12 protein-coding genes are annotated in these 14,009 nt (G+C 68.9%); 5 read left to right on the top strand and 7 right to left on the bottom strand.

Translation table 11 applies throughout. The features are described 5' to 3' along the window. Positions 1-117: 117 nt before the first annotated feature. Positions 118-498, bottom strand: coding sequence for a hypothetical protein (locus NCC78_RS16220; RefSeq protein ID WP_250795402.1), 381 nt, complete (start codon positions 496-498; stop codon positions 118-120). Positions 499-821: 323 nt separating this feature from the next. Here NCC78_RS16220 and NCC78_RS16225 point away from each other — a divergent pair, with 323 nt between their 5' ends. Together NCC78_RS16225 and NCC78_RS16230 are read left to right on the top strand one after the other, a co-directional pair. Continuing rightward, positions 822-1,019, top strand: a complete 198-nt coding sequence (locus NCC78_RS16225) for a hypothetical protein (protein WP_250795403.1) — start codon at positions 822-824, stop codon at positions 1,017-1,019. Between the two features lie 7 nt (positions 1,020-1,026). Next, the gene (locus NCC78_RS16230) at positions 1,027-1,395 is read left to right on the top strand and encodes a hypothetical protein (protein ID WP_250795404.1); all 369 of its coding nucleotides are present in this window, start codon (positions 1,027-1,029) and stop codon (positions 1,393-1,395) included. Positions 1,396-1,644: 249 nt separating this feature from the next. Here NCC78_RS16230 and NCC78_RS16235 read toward each other — a convergent pair whose 3' ends face one another. From NCC78_RS16235 to NCC78_RS16250, 4 genes are all read right to left on the bottom strand, one after another. Continuing rightward, positions 1,645-2,535, bottom strand: coding sequence for a DDE-type integrase/transposase/recombinase (locus tag NCC78_RS16235; protein WP_250795405.1), 891 nt, complete (start codon positions 2,533-2,535; stop codon positions 1,645-1,647). A 110-nt stretch (positions 2,536-2,645) separates the two neighbouring features. Continuing rightward, positions 2,646-3,065, bottom strand: a complete 420-nt coding sequence (locus tag NCC78_RS16240) for a transposase (RefSeq protein ID WP_250795407.1) — start codon at positions 3,063-3,065, stop codon at positions 2,646-2,648. A 229-nt stretch (positions 3,066-3,294) separates the two neighbouring features. Continuing rightward, positions 3,295-3,639 (bottom strand): hypothetical protein, encoded by a 345-nt coding sequence (locus NCC78_RS16245; RefSeq protein ID WP_250795408.1) that lies wholly within the window; start codon positions 3,637-3,639, stop codon positions 3,295-3,297. A 362-nt stretch (positions 3,640-4,001) separates the two neighbouring features. Further along, complete coding sequence (locus tag NCC78_RS16250) at positions 4,002-5,333, bottom strand: low temperature requirement protein A (protein ID WP_250795410.1); 1,332 nt, start codon at positions 5,331-5,333, stop codon at positions 4,002-4,004. A gap of 1,039 nt (positions 5,334-6,372) precedes the next feature. Between NCC78_RS16250 and NCC78_RS16255 the strand changes: the two genes are divergently transcribed. Continuing rightward, positions 6,373-7,275: a hypothetical protein gene (locus NCC78_RS16255; RefSeq protein ID WP_250795411.1), complete on the top strand. Its 903-nt coding sequence runs from the start codon at positions 6,373-6,375 to the stop codon at positions 7,273-7,275. A 250-nt stretch (positions 7,276-7,525) separates the two neighbouring features. Then, positions 7,526-7,984 carry an Imm10 family immunity protein gene (locus NCC78_RS16260; protein ID WP_250795412.1) on the top strand — a complete coding sequence of 153 codons (459 nt, stop codon included), beginning with the start codon at positions 7,526-7,528 and terminating at the stop codon, positions 7,982-7,984. A 379-nt stretch (positions 7,985-8,363) separates the two neighbouring features. Here NCC78_RS16260 and metH read toward each other — a convergent pair whose 3' ends face one another. After that, positions 8,364-11,879 (bottom strand): methionine synthase, encoded by a 3,516-nt coding sequence (gene metH / locus NCC78_RS16265; protein ID WP_250795413.1) that lies wholly within the window; start codon positions 11,877-11,879, stop codon positions 8,364-8,366. A gap of 261 nt (positions 11,880-12,140) precedes the next feature. On the opposite strand from metH, the gene NCC78_RS16270 reads away from it, so the two are divergent. Next, positions 12,141-13,010 (top strand): PAC2 family protein, encoded by an 870-nt coding sequence (locus NCC78_RS16270; RefSeq protein WP_250795415.1) that lies wholly within the window; start codon positions 12,141-12,143, stop codon positions 13,008-13,010. A gap of 100 nt (positions 13,011-13,110) precedes the next feature. On the opposite strand, the gene NCC78_RS16275 is transcribed toward NCC78_RS16270, so the two are convergent. After that, a partial coding sequence (locus NCC78_RS16275; RefSeq protein ID WP_250795416.1) for an FtsX-like permease family protein occupies positions 13,111-14,009 on the bottom strand: 899 nt, incomplete at its 5' end.

Consider the following 14,009-nt stretch of genomic DNA (forward strand, 5'->3'; position numbering starts at 1 on the left):
ACCCTCCACCCCGAGCCCGACCTACCCACCGCAGCCTGACACCACCAACACCACAGCCCGGCTCCGCTTCGCTACGCCGGGCGCTACCGCCTGCCCACTCACTCAGCGATTTTCGAGTCAGTCACCCGGCGGGCGTGTCGTCGCGGTTGTGGCCAGCTCGGCAAGCAACTCCTGTGAGGGACGCAAGGGCGCGAGGAGATCTCTGACGTAGGCAAGGCGCTGATCTTCGTTGGCTTCCTGCCACCAGCTGCACGCTTCGGTCAGGTGAGCACGGACGGCCTCGACGGTGTGAGGATGGGCGTCTGCGCTCCGCCAGTCGTGCCATCCGCGACCTGGATCGGCGGCCTCGAGGGCATCGGCCAAGCGGTGCTGGATAGCGGCGATGAACGGGCTGCCGGCGTAGACAGTGCCCAGGTCCTCGGACTTGCACTCCATCAGCATCCGATGAAGCGCCAAGACCTCGTGGTAGCCCTCAACACGCACCGCCTCAACGTCCACCGCTCAAGCTTGCCTGACGCTTCACACGTCAGTTTGGGGTGATCTGCTGTCCCGACCTGCTTGCGGACCTTGCCCCGCTACCAGATCGCGGACGTGTTGTCCGACACCCCGGTACCGGGCCACCGCCCGCGGCAGGTCGTTGTCCTCGATCGCTTGGTTCACCTCGTAATCGAGGCCGCGCATCCCTGTCTCGGCCTCCACGATGCGGGCGAGGGCGTACGCAGTAGCGATGGCAGCATGCGCGCTGGCTGTGGTCGCTGTGTATCGGTAGGGATTTCGATGGACGCGGAGTTGCCGGCGTAGCAGAGCTGCATGGCGGGGTCTTGGAGCCACAATTCAAGGTGCGTCGGGTATCGATCTTCGTCGGCTGCGCCGATCTCCTGCTGCGCCCGCGCGACGATCCGCCGCCAGGCAGCCTCCTGTTCGTTCGTGAGTTGGAGCGGCGGCAGCTCGTCGCTCAGGCGGTCATCGTCTTGGCCTGGCATGAGGAAGCCGATGTCGTATCCATGCTGGGACAGTAGGACGCGGGTGCTCGCCCCGGTCAAGTGCGGCAAGAGTGTTCCCGGTGTGGCGCAGGTCGTGAAAGTGCAGATGCGGTTGCCCAATCCGCGCAGAGCGGCGACGAGCCGAGTGCCGACGCTTTGGGCTTGCCACCTGACGGCGCGGATGGGGCACGACTCATCCCAGGCGGCGTTGATCTACCAGCACGTCACGGCTGAGGCGGACCGGGCCATCGCCCAGGCGCTGCACGAGGCAACGCGGGCCGACCGAAAGAAGGCCAAGCAGTCGGCCGACGGGTCGGGCAAGGCCAAGGACACGACCGGCAAGAAGGCCGGCGGCAAGAGGGGCAAGAAGCGGTCAGCGAACCGGGACGAGGCCGGGGATGACCGGGCCTAATGGCACGCTAATGGCACGCGGCATGATCATTGATCTTGGAACGTCGAAGGCCCCGGCTCGGACTCGCGTCCTGACCAGGGCCTTGATCGTGGAGCGGGTGACGGGAATCGAAGCCGCACTGTCAACTTGGAAATCGGGTTGATCTGCACGTCACGTAGTCGTGGTGCCTGGTGGATGAGCACGGAGCGCTTGCATTCGGGATGTCCCGGGCGAACGGTAGTTGTCAAGTCAACCTGAGACAGGTTGTCGTTAGCGGGTGGGTTGTTCTTGCCGGGCTGGGTTGTTGATCCAGGCGATGTCGGGTGCTCGGGGTGCTCGTGGGCGGCGGGTGAACCGGTCGGGGTGGGTGGCGTAGGCCTGGTCAAGGGTGGTTTGGCGGTGCGCCCGGATCTGTTCGGCGGTGCCGAAGTGGACTGATGCCGGGGTGTGCAGGCCGATGCCGGAGTGGCGGTGTTCGTGGTTGTAGGCGGTGAAGAATGTGTCGCAGAAGGCGCGGGCGTCGGTGAGGGATCCGAACCGGTCGGGGAAGTCGGGCACGTATTTCATCGTTTTGAACTGGGCTTCGGAGTACGGGTTGTCGTTTGAGGTTCGGGGCCGCGAGTGTGAGCGGAGCACGCCGAGGTTCACGAGCATCTCGGAGACGGGTTTGGACACCATGACGCCGCCGCGGTCGGCGTGGATGGTGTGCGGTTCGACGCCGTTGCGGGTGACCGCGTCGGCGAGGAAGTCTCGTGCCAGGACCGCGTCTTCGCCGGCCGCGACGAGCCATCCGGTGACGTAGCGGGAGTAAATGTCGATGATGACGTAGCAGCGGTACCAGGTTCCTTTGACGGGTCCTTTCAACGCCGTGATGTCCCACGACCAGACCTGCGACGGGCCGGTCGCGACGAGTTCGGGGCGCACCCGCGGTGGGTGCGTGGCCTGCCGGCGTCGTTCCCTGACTTGCCCGGCGGTGCGGGCGATGCGGTACATCGTCGACAGCGAGCACCAGTACCGGCCGTCGTCGAGTTCCCGGGCCCAGACCTGCGGGATCGCCAGATCCGCATACGCCGGGCTGTTCAACACCTCGAGGACCCGGACCCGTTCGGTGTCGGTCAGCGCCGACGGTGGTGGGGTTCGAGGCAGCCACGGCCCGTGCACCGGCCCACGACCATCCTTCCGCCGGTAGTGGGTCGCCCGTGACGTTCCGGTCAACACACAACAGCGCTGCACCGACAGCTCCGCGGACCGCAGATCGGTGAAGGCGGTGGTCAGGATCTGCTCGGCGGCGGATCGTTGTCCGCGCTCTCGGAGAGTTCTTCCAAGAGCGCGTGTGCTTTACCCATGATGTCCAACGCCATCCGGGTCTTCTTCAGATCCGCCTGCAGTTTCTCGTTCTGCCGGCGTAGCTTCTCCAACTCGACCTGCTCAGCCGTCTTCCGAGCCGGCCGCCGCGATCCCGAGGATGAATCCCCGTCGCTGCCGCTGCCGGTCAGAGCCCCGACGTCGCGGGCTCTCGCCCACTCGATCAGATGCGACGAATACAACCCTTCCCGCCGCAACACCGCCGCTTTCTCCCCATGCGGGGCATTCTCATATTCGGCAAGGATCCGCAGCTTGAACTCCGGACTGAACACCCGCCGCGACGGCCGCGGCGCCGGATCAGACCCGCCCGGCAGGCTTTTGTTCATCGGCGACTGACTTCGGAGGTTCCGCGGACCGTCACTAGATCATCTGAAAAGCATGAGGTGGTTACGGATCTGTCAACCATGTGGTGGGACTAGGCAGGCGCCAGCCGGCATGTCCGGCCTCAGGACCTGCATGACAGATCGTTATCAGGATCTGCGTGACACCCGGCTCGGCGACCTCAGCGGGCCAGGCGCATCGCCGCACGGTGAACTCTCCACCAGCCAGCCATGTTCAGCCGGCTTCCAGAGCATCGGCCCGGCGCGTCAGGTCTGCCACGATGTCGTCCCAATCGGGGCCATGAAGCCATAGGTTCTGAGCAGCCTCTCGCATCAGCACCGGCTCCTCGGGCCGCTGCAGTAGCATCAGCCGATAGGCCAGGTTGCGAACCCATACCGGCAAGAAGCCGTCAGCCACGTGCGGGCACAGCTCATGCAACATGGCGAGGATGGAGTCCGCGTCAGCGAAGGTCAACTCTTCGACGAAGTAGTGCTCTCGGTGCTCGCGATCGCACTCTGGCTTGGGTCGGTACTCATCTCCGTAGAGACACCGCGCGTGCTCAGTCAGGGTGCGGTGCATGCCTGGAGCCTACGACGACATGATCCGCAAGGCCCTACTTGGCGAGCCAAATCTGTCACCCACGTCCCTGTCACGGAGGTCCTGAGACCCGACCCGGCGGCAGCCGGCAGGCCGAACACGTGTTCGGCCATGCTGCTGCTGGTGGAGGTACAGCGTGGTCACTGGTGGAACGGGAACTGGGGCCGCTTGGCTCGGCGGGACATCTGGCTGCCTTCGGACGGCCAGCTCTGGCAGGTGCGTGGCCGACTCGGTGGCGACGGAGGGCAGGAGGTCTTGCACGACTTCCCGGACGAGGCACCTGCCCGAGGGATGGTTGACCGGATGATCAAGACGTCGGCCGGCGCCTGGCGGGACGAGGCTCCTCAGCGGGGTTTCTCGTCGGGGGCTTCTTCGTGCCAGCGGGCCCGCCAGTCGGCCTCGTGCTTCTCGTAGGTGGTCTTTTCCTCGAAGACGGCGCCGTGCAGGGCTCGGCGGGCGTCGGCCATGACTGCCACCTCGGTCGCGACCAGCCCGATGCAGATGGCCGTCAGCAGGCTGAGCGCCGCCAGTGCGGGGAGGCGTGTGGCGAGGGGGATGGCGACCGCGAGTACGAGCACGGTACCGACGCGGGTCCAGGAGAGCGTGCCGAGGGTGCGCAGTTGGAACAGCATCCCGCCGCAGAGGTAGCAGATCACCCCGCCGAACAACAGCAGCACGCCCGGGCCGTGCGTCGGCTCGGCGAGGTTGATCGAGTCGTCCGCGATCTGCCGCACGATCTCCTCTGCTCCGAGGGCGAACAGGATGATCCCACCGATCATGACGAGCTGTGAGTACGCGTAGGCGTCCCGCGCCATTGAGACCCGGAGGCGTCCCTGCGCCGCGTGCTGCGCGATCCGGGCGGCCGGAGCGATGACGTCGAAGTGCGTCCACCACAGGGCGGCGGTGAAGAAGATGCCGAGCACCGCGGCGGTGACGCCCCGCCAGGTGACGGGCTCACCGAGCAGGTTGCCGCCGACGCCGACGGAGATGATCGACTCGCCCAGGGCGATGATGAGGATGAGGTCGTACCGTTCAGTCCAGTGCTCGGCGGAGGTCAGCACCCAGCCCCACGTGTTGGCGACCAGGCCGGCGCCGTACTGCAACAGGACGACGGCGATCCAGAGTCCGTCGCGCACCATGTCGGCCCGCCCCCGGCCCTCGATCTGCGGCGGGATCAGCGCGGCAGCCAGCAGCAGAAGGGTGCTCAACACCAGTTCAGGGGAGTACTTCAGCAACAGGCGACGCTCGCCGGGTCTCTCCCCGGCGACGTGCCAGTACAGCAGCAGGTGCACGCCGCGGAGCACCAGGTAGCTCACCGCGACCACCACCGGCCCGATAGCCCACTGCTCCGGGTCACCAAACGCCTGCGGCAGGGACAGCGCGAAGCAGAACAGCGCGGCCATCCCGACGACCATCAACGCCGGGACGAAGCCCACGCCGAGCCGGACCCGGGTCGCGACCACCGTGTGCACCACCCAGCACCACCAGAGCACGGCGAGGACCAGCATGCCGTGCAGCAGGCTGTCGGCGGTGATGTTCACGGCGGTGGCCCGGGTGATGATGAAGAACGAGAAGACGAAGACCAGGTCGAAGAAGACCTCGAACCGGTCAACGCGGGTGCCGGGGGCCACCGCGACGGCCGGCCCCAGCCGCTCCGCCCACTGTTTGCCACCCACCGACCGAGTGTCGCAGCGCTAAAGCCCTATCCGGGCGCGATTCGCGTCAGCCCCCGAGGCGGACATTGTGCGTCGAACTCCCACCGCAGCACCTTGCCCGTCTCGGAGTCGCCGGACCTGGCCGCGACGTGCCACCGGACCTCACGAGCGAGCCACCCGTCACGCCGGGTGAGCCGCCCCACGAGTTGATCGTACAGGTGCACTAATCGGGGTGATGGTCCGTGCCCGACGCGGACCACTCAGCTCAGGCCCTGTGACGGCGTCACTTGGCGTTGCAATGTGAAGGGCGGCCGACGGATCTACCCCAACCGGACCCAACGACCCCTGGCCTGCGCATGCGCCTGCCGTCGCTGGTCGTCATTGGTCGCCATTGGTTCACCTCAGACGGCCTGGCGACGGCATGATCTTGGGCTTGCTCGTCGTCGCGACGACCGCTTGTCCCCCAGAGATCGGCAATGCGGCCTCGTTCGGCTCGCCACGCTGGTCGACGGTCTGACGGTGGCCACAGTGGTTCCGCTCGGTGTCGTCGGTTGCTGTACTTCGCTGCTGTACTGCTCGGCACCGCCTGTCGGCAGCGCTTCCGCTACTCATCGGCGCTACTGGTGGAGCTGAGGAGATTTGAACCCCATACACCTTCGGTGGGGAGGGATCATCCTCAATCGGACGGCATCCCGGCCGCGACCTGCGCAACCGTCGCCAAGGACTGTCGACGTTTGACACGGCTTGTGGTTCGCGATTGTGCCGGATCTGTGCCCAAGGATCTTGCCTGCCTCCCCGCCCCGCCTCCGAGCCATCTCGCGGCGGCGACCACCAACTCCGCCGGGGCGGCGCCAGAGTCGATAACGGTGAATACTCCGACGGTCACTTTTCTCCCCGTCCGAGAGGCTGCTCCGTGCGTTGCCCGAACTGTCGAACCCTGTTGGGGACCTGGGAGGTCTCCTGCCCCGCCTGCGGCACCGCCCCGGCGTCCGACGACACCGGCCACCTTCCCTCCTTGGGCCCGTCCACAAGAAGGCTCTTCAGACGCATGCGGCCGTGGATGGTCGTGGTTGTGGTCGTGGCTTTTTGTGGCGTCGGGGGATGGCTGGCGTTCCGGGATCCGTTGACGCCCGAGCAGGTCGTGTACCGGTACTTCGAGGCACTGGCCGACCGGGATGCCGACGAGGCGCGGTCGTATCTGGTCCGCCATCCAGATGAGGACGTGGAGACAGTGCTGCTGGATGACGACACGGTGGAGCACGAGGACTACACCCCGCCCGATCATCTGGAGATTGAGGAGCTCGTGCCCGGGGAGAGCGGGCTGGTGGCCACCATGCAGGTGACCTACCGGGTCGCCGGCGCCACCTACAACCGCGAGTTCCGGTTCACCCGCGATTACCCGCAGCAGTCGTGGCGGATCTATCGCGGGTGGTTTTCGCTGCCCGCCAACACCAGGACGGCTTACCCCTTGATGATCGCCGGGACCCTCGTGCCGAAGAGCGACTTCGGCCAAGTGGTCGCCTTTCCCGGCGCGTACGTGGTGCGCGTCGCCAGGAACCCAATTGTGGAGGCGTCGCCGGTCACTGTGGTCGCCGGAACGGGTGAGGCACCCGCTCTACAACTGCGCCTCCGGGGAGACCGTCAGCCTGAGCTGGAGCGCCAAGTGCGCGCGCACCTGGACGGCTGCGCCGCGCGCCCCGACCCGGAGCCGATCGGCTGCCCGTTCGACCGGCTGCCCGACGTCGACTATCCCCCGACGGTCCAGCGGCGGATCGTGACGTACCCGTCGGTGGAGTTGCTCCTCGACGACGGCGACATGCTGGTCGTCAGCGGAAGCCCGGGTCGGGCCGAGGTGAGGGATCCCGCAGCCGGGAAGTCGTCGCCTCCGATCGCGGAGGAGCAGTTCGCCGTGATCGGCAGTCTGCGGGTGGACGGCGAGCGGTTCACCTACGTTCCGGAGTAGCGATGATGGCAGTCACTACTTCCAGCGGTATTGATCGAGGGCGCGGACGTAGTTGATCAAACCGGACGACTGCGGCCCCGACATGCCGCTACACCTGGCGTGGATGGTCGACGATGGTCACTGCTGGCCCCCCTTCGACGGCCTGGAAACGGCATGATCTTGAACCGGCCCTGGACACCGGTCGAGCACGCTCGGCCATAAGCTACGGCGGGTCCGAAGGCTGGACACCGTGCCATAACCTGGATCAAGGATGAGGATGAACGACCCCGCGAGCGTCTACCTGCCCACCGTGTTGGGCGGCGCGGCTGCCGTGCAGGACTACGTATACATTCTGGAACTTCGCGAGGACCCAGATCGCGAATCCTGGTCGTTGGTCTTCCAGGAGTGCGGCGAGCCTGACGAGCAGGATCGAGCGCTCGGGTGGGACACGTACTGGATTGAGGCTGGCGGGCGGAGTTGCTACGGCGGACTCGTGGAGTGCGAGATCCGCACCGACAAGCAACCGACCTTGCCGGCGATGCCTCCGCACGACCTGACTGAGCTGCGCCTCGTTCTTATAGAATCAGCTGCGGCGAGGCTTCGTCTGCCAACCGAGGTCTACTTCACTCTCCATCTTGACGAGAGCCAACTACAGATGGTCAAACAGGGCTTGGTACGCATCCTCAATTCTGGTCGGCCGGACTCGGCTCCTCGCCTCTTGCGGCTGTAACCCCCGCTACGCCCTGTGCCATCCCGTCGGCCGTCGTCCGCACACCGTGGAGTGGGTAGGGCCTGCCCGGTCAAGGTGGAGCACCCAGCGGCTGAACGACCTTGACCGGGCAGGCCCTACCCATTCGGCTTTGCCCGGACGACGGCTGTCGGGATGGCGCCAACCATCCCGGAGTGCCCGAGGACCCCGCCGGAGGCACTGCCCTTGTCCCGATAAACACCAAAGCCCCGGATCTGCCACACCCATGGCGGCCCGGGGCTTCGTCGTATGTCGCGCCGCCGGCGGGCTAACACCGACCCCGGACGGCCTGGAGACGGCATGATCATAGAAATTAGGGCCGTTCCGGGCGCTCCACCGCAGGTCAGAGCACCTGCGGCGATCACTTGGCGTTGAAGTAGCTGGCCTCCGGGTGGTGCACGACGATCGCGTCGGTGGCCTGCTCCGGGATCAGCTGGAACTCCTCGGACAGCTGCACGCCGATGCGCTCCGCACCGAGCAGGTCCACGATCTTCGCCCGGTCCTCCAGGTCGGGGCAGGCCGGGTAGCCGAACGCGTACCGGCAGCCGCGGTAGTCGGTGCGCAGCAGGCCGGCCAGGTCCGCCGGGTCGTCGTCGGCCACCGTACGGCCGCCGGGCAGGGTCAGCTCGGCGCGAATGCGCCGGTGCCAGTACTCGGCGAGGGCCTCCGTGAGCTGCACGGACAGCCCGTGCACCTCCAGGTAGTCGCGGTACTCGTTGCGGGCGAACATCTTCGCCGTGTACTCGCTGACCGGCTGGCCCACGGTGACCAGCTGCAGGGCCACCACGTCCAACTCGTCGCCCTTCGGGCGGAAGTAATCGGCCAGGCAGAGCCGCCGCTCCTGCCGCTGCCGCGGGAAGGAGAACCGGGCCCGCTCGGCGTGCCCGTTCTCGTCCAGCACCACCAGGTCGTTGCCCTCGGCGTACGCCGGGAAGTAGCCGTACACCACGGCCGCCTCCAGGACCTGGTCGGCGATCAGCCGGTCCAGCCAGTAGCGCAGCCGCGGCCGGCCCTCGGTCTCCACCAGCTCCTCGTACGACGGTCCCGTGCCACCGCGGGCGCCGCGCAGCCCCCACTGCCCGAGGAAGGTGGCCCGCTCGTCGAGCAGCGCCGCGTAGTCGGCCAGCGGCACGCCCTTGATCACCCGGGTGCCCAGGAACGGCGCGGTGGGCACCTCCACGTCGACGGCCACGTCGGAGCGCACGGAGGCGTCGTGCAGCTCGGGCAGCGACTCGGTCACCATCGCCCGCTGCCGCTCCCGGCGCTCCCGGCGGGCCGCCAGCGCCGCCTCCCGCTCCGCGTCGATCACCGGCGCGCCGCCGCGCTTGGCGGTCATCACCCGGTCCATCAGGGACAGCCCCTCGAAGGCGTCGCGGGCGTAGTGCACCTGGCCGGGGAACAACGACCGCAGGTCGTCCTCGACGTACGCCCGGGTCAGCGCCGCCCCGCCGAGCAGGACCGGCCACCGCTCGGCGACCCCGCGCGAGGCCATCTCAGCCAGGTTCTCCTTCATGATCACGGTGCTCTTGACCAGCAGGCCGGACATGCCGATCGCGTCGGCCCGGTGCTGCTCGGCGGCGTCCAGGATGGCGTTGATCGGCTGCTTGATGCCGATGTTCACCACCTCGTAGCCGTTGTTGGACAGGATGATGTCCACCAGGTTCTTGCCGATGTCGTGCACGTCGCCCTTGACCGTGGCGAGCACGATGCGGCCCTTGCCGCCGTCGTCGGCCTTCTCCATGTGCGGCTCCAGGTACGCCACCGCGGTCTTCATCACCTCGGCGGACTGGAGCACGAACGGCAGCTGCATCTGCCCGGAGCCGAACAACTCGCCGACGACCTTCATCCCGTCCAACAGGATGTCGTTGATGATCGACAACGGGGCCCGACCACCGGCCATCGCCTCGTCGAGGTCGGCCTCCAGGCCGTTGCGCTCGCCGTCGATGATCCGGCGCTTGAGCCGCTCGTCCAGCGGCAGCCCCGCCAACTCCTGCGCCCGGGTCGCCCGGGCGCTGGTGACGTCGACACCCTCGAAGAGCTCGATGAAGCGCTGCACCGGGTCGTAGCCCTCGCGGCGCCGGTCGTAGACCAGGTCCAGGGCGACCTCGCGCTGCTCGTCGGGAATCCTCGACATCGGCAGGATCTTGCTGGCGTGCACGATCGCCGAGGTGAGCCCGGCGGCCACGCACTCGTGCAGGAACACCGAGTTCAGCACCTGCCGCGCCGCCGGGTTGAGCCCGAACGAGACGTTCGAGATGCCCAGGGTGAAGTTGACCCCCGGGTAGCGGGCGGCGATCTCCCGGATCGCCTCGATGGTCTCGATGCCGTCGCGGCGGGTCTCCTCCTGCCCGGTGGCGATCGGGAAGGTCAGCGCGTCGATCAGGATGTCCGAGCGGTCCAGCCCCCACCGGCCGGTCAGGTCGTCGATCAACCGCGCCGCGACCCGAACCTTCCATTCCCTGGTACGGGCCTGCCCCTCCTCGTCGATGAGCAGCGCGACCACCGCGGCGCCGTGCTCGGCGACGACCGGCATCACCCGGGCGTAGCGGGAGTCGGGGCCGTCGCCGTCCTCGAAGTTCACCGAGTTGACCACGCACCGCCCACCGAGCATCTCCAGCCCGGCCTCGACCACGGCGGGCTCGGTGGAGTCCAGCACGATCGGCAGGGTGGAGGCGGTGGCGAACCGGCCGGCCAGCTCCCGCATGTCCTGCGTGCCGTCCCGGCCGACGTAGTCCACGCACAGGTCCAGCAGGTGCGAGCCGTCCCGGGCCTGGCTGCGGGCGATCTCCACGCAGGCCTGCCAGTCACCGGCGAGCATGGCCTCCCGGAACGCCTTGGAGCCGTTGGCGTTGGTCCGCTCCCCCACCATCAGCACCGAGGCGTCCTGGGCGAACGGCACCGAGTGGTAGATCGACGAGACGCCGGCCTCACGCCGCGGCTCCCGCGGCGCCGGGGTGGCGCCGCGCAGGCGCTCGGCCAGCACCCGGATGTGCTCCGGGGTGGTGCCGCAACAGCCACCGACCAGCCCCACCCCGTACTCGCCGACGAAACGCTCCATCGCGTCGGCCAACTCCGGCGGGGTCAGCGGGTAGACCGCGCCGTCGGCGGTCAGCTGCGGCAGGCCCGCGTTCGGCATCACCGACAGCGGCACCCGGGCGTGCTGGGACAGGTAGCGCAGGTGTTCGCTCATCTCCGCCGGCCCGGTGGCGCAGTTCAGCCCGATCAGGTCCACCCCGAGCGGCTCGATCGCGGTCAACGCCGCACCGATCTCGCTGCCCAGCAGCATGGTGCCGGTGGTCTCCACGGTCACGTGGCAGATCAGCGGGACCTTCCGGCCCAGCTCCGCCATCGCCCGGTGCGACCCGACCACCGCCGCCTTGACCTGCAGCAGGTCCTGGCACGTCTCGACGATCAGGGCGTCCGCGCCGCCGGCGATGAGGCCGGCGGCGTTCTCGGCGTACGCGTCGCGCAGCGTGGCGTACGCGGCGTGCCCGAGAGTGGGCAGCTTCGTGCCCGGCCCGATCGAGCCGAGCACGAACCGGGGCCGCTCGGGGGTGCCGTACGCGTCGGCGGCCTCCCGGGCGATCCGCGCGCCCGCCTCGGAGAGCTCCCGGATGCGGTGCTGGATGTCGTACTCGGCCAGGTTGGCCAGGTTCGCGCCGAAGGTGTTCGTCTCGACGCAGTCCGCCCCGGCCGCCAGGTACGCCTCGTGCACCCCCCGGACCACGTCCGGGCGGGTGACGTTGAGGATCTCGTTGCAGCCCTCGAGACCCTCGAAGTCGTCCAGGGTCAGGTCGGCCGCCTGCAGCATCGTGCCCATCGCCCCGTCGGCGATGAGGATCCGGTCTGCCAGCACGTCGAGCAACGAAGTTCGCACGGGTTCAGGTTAGTGCGAGCGCTTGAGGCCCGTCCGCACCCGCGCCCGGTTCCCACATTCTGTCAGCGGGATCACCCTGTCCGGTTCATCATCCTATGACCGTCCGTCGCCGGTCCCGACCGGCGCGGCCGACGGGCCGCCGCCCGCCCCGGCACGTAGGCTGACGGACGTGAAGGACAACAGCAACGCCACCGTGCCCGGCGGGCGGACGACCGGGTTCGCCCCCGGCACCGTCCCCGACGAGCAGGGCGAGGTGACGGCGTGACCGAGTTCGACGGACTGCCGGTGCTGCGGTCCCCCGTGGCCATCGCCGCCTTCGAGGGCTGGAACGACGCCGCCGACGCGTCCACCGCCGCCGTCGAGCACCTGGAACAGGTGTGGCAGGCCCGCCAGGTCACCGAGCTCGACCCGGAGGACTTCTACGACTTCCAGGTCAGCCGCCCGACCATCACCATGGCCGAGGGCGAGACCCGCCGGGTCGAGTGGCCGACCACCCGGTTCATGGTGGCCAGCCCCGAGGGCACCGAACGCGACGTCGTGCTGATCCGCGGCATCGAGCCGAGCATGCGCTGGCGCACGTTCTGCGAGCAGGTCCTGGAGATCTGCCACAGCCTGGAGGTCGAGCGGGTGGTCCTGCTCGGCGCCCTGCTGGCCGACGTGCCGTACACCCGGCCGCTGCCGATCAGCGGCAGCGCCTCCGACGCCCAGGCCGCCGAGCGCTACCAGCTCACCCCCACCCGCTACGACGGGCCCACCGGCATCGTCGGCGTGCTGCACGACGCGTGCACCAAGGCCGAGGTCGAGGCCGTCTCGTTCTGGGTGCACGTGCCGCACTACGCCAACAACCCGCCCTGCCCGAAGGCCACCCTCGCCCTGCTGCACCGGGTCGAGGACGTGCTCGACCTGCCGGTGCCGATGGCCGACCTGGCCGAGGAGGCCGCCGAGTGGGAGCAGCGGGTGCGCGGCGCCGCCGAGCAGGACGCCGAGCTCGGCGAGTACGTCCGCGAGCTGGAGGAACGCGTCGGCGACGCGGGCATCACCCCGCTGACCGGTGACGAGATCGCCCAGGAGTTCGAGAAGTACCTGCGCCGCCGGGGCGGCTCCGCCGGCCCCACCGCCGGCTCCTGGTGAGCCGGGCCGGCCGGCCGGCGCTCACCGCCCGCCGACGGCGCCCGCGACACGCCGTCGCGGTCGCCGCTCCCGCCCCGTGCCGGGAGCGGCTACCGCGACGTCAGTGACCCACCGCGGCGACCGCCGGCACCCGCAGCGTCCGCCCGGCCGCACCGAGGCTCGCGGTGAAGGTCAGCAGCACCGCGACCGCCAGCACCCCGCCGTAGATCCACGCCGACACGTCCGGCACCGCCGAGCCGGTGCGCGCGATGCCGTACGGCACCAGCGTCACCAACGACGCCGCCACCCCGGCCAGCACGCCGGTGACGGCGAGCACCGCCCCCTCCACGCCCACCATCGCCAGGACCTGCCCCGGGGTGGCCCCGGCCAGCCGCTGCTGGCCGAACTCCCGCCGCCGGTACGTGGTGGCCGCGACCAGCGTGTTCACCAGCATGATCGCCGCGAACACCGCGATCATGCCGACGACCACGTAGTTCAACGTCTCGACGTTCTTCACCACGTCGTCCTTCACCGCGCCCTCCGCCGCCAGGGCGCGGTTCTCCACCCGCTGCATCGACAGCGTCGCCGTGCTGATGCCGGTGAACAGGATGACCGGCATGAGTCCCGCCGCCACCTGCCCGGCGCGCTGGCGGACGTTGGTCACCGCCAGATCTCCGGTGCCGTTCGGGGCGCCCCGGCGTCCGGCGGTGACCCGGAGCAGGGCGGCCAGGGCCGTCACCACCGCCCGCAGCAGCACCGGACCCAGCAGCGCCAGACCGATGGCGAACCAGATGGAGGCCTGTCCCGCCGTCTGCATGGCGTCCGCGCCCCGGCCCTGCATCACCGTGGCCGTGACCGTCGCGCAGCTCAACCCCGCCAGCAGGAACAACCCGGCCGCCACGTGACGCCGTCGCCGCGGGGCGCGGCTCCCGTCGCGCCGGCGCAGGACCCGACGAGCGGTCAACAGCGCCGCCACGACCGCCCCCAGCAGGGTGACCCCGAGGCCCGTCCCGAGCGCCA

The organism is Micromonospora phytophila (assembly GCF_023656545.1).
In the GTDB taxonomy this organism is placed as follows: domain Bacteria; phylum Actinomycetota; class Actinomycetes; order Mycobacteriales; family Micromonosporaceae; genus Micromonospora; species Micromonospora phytophila.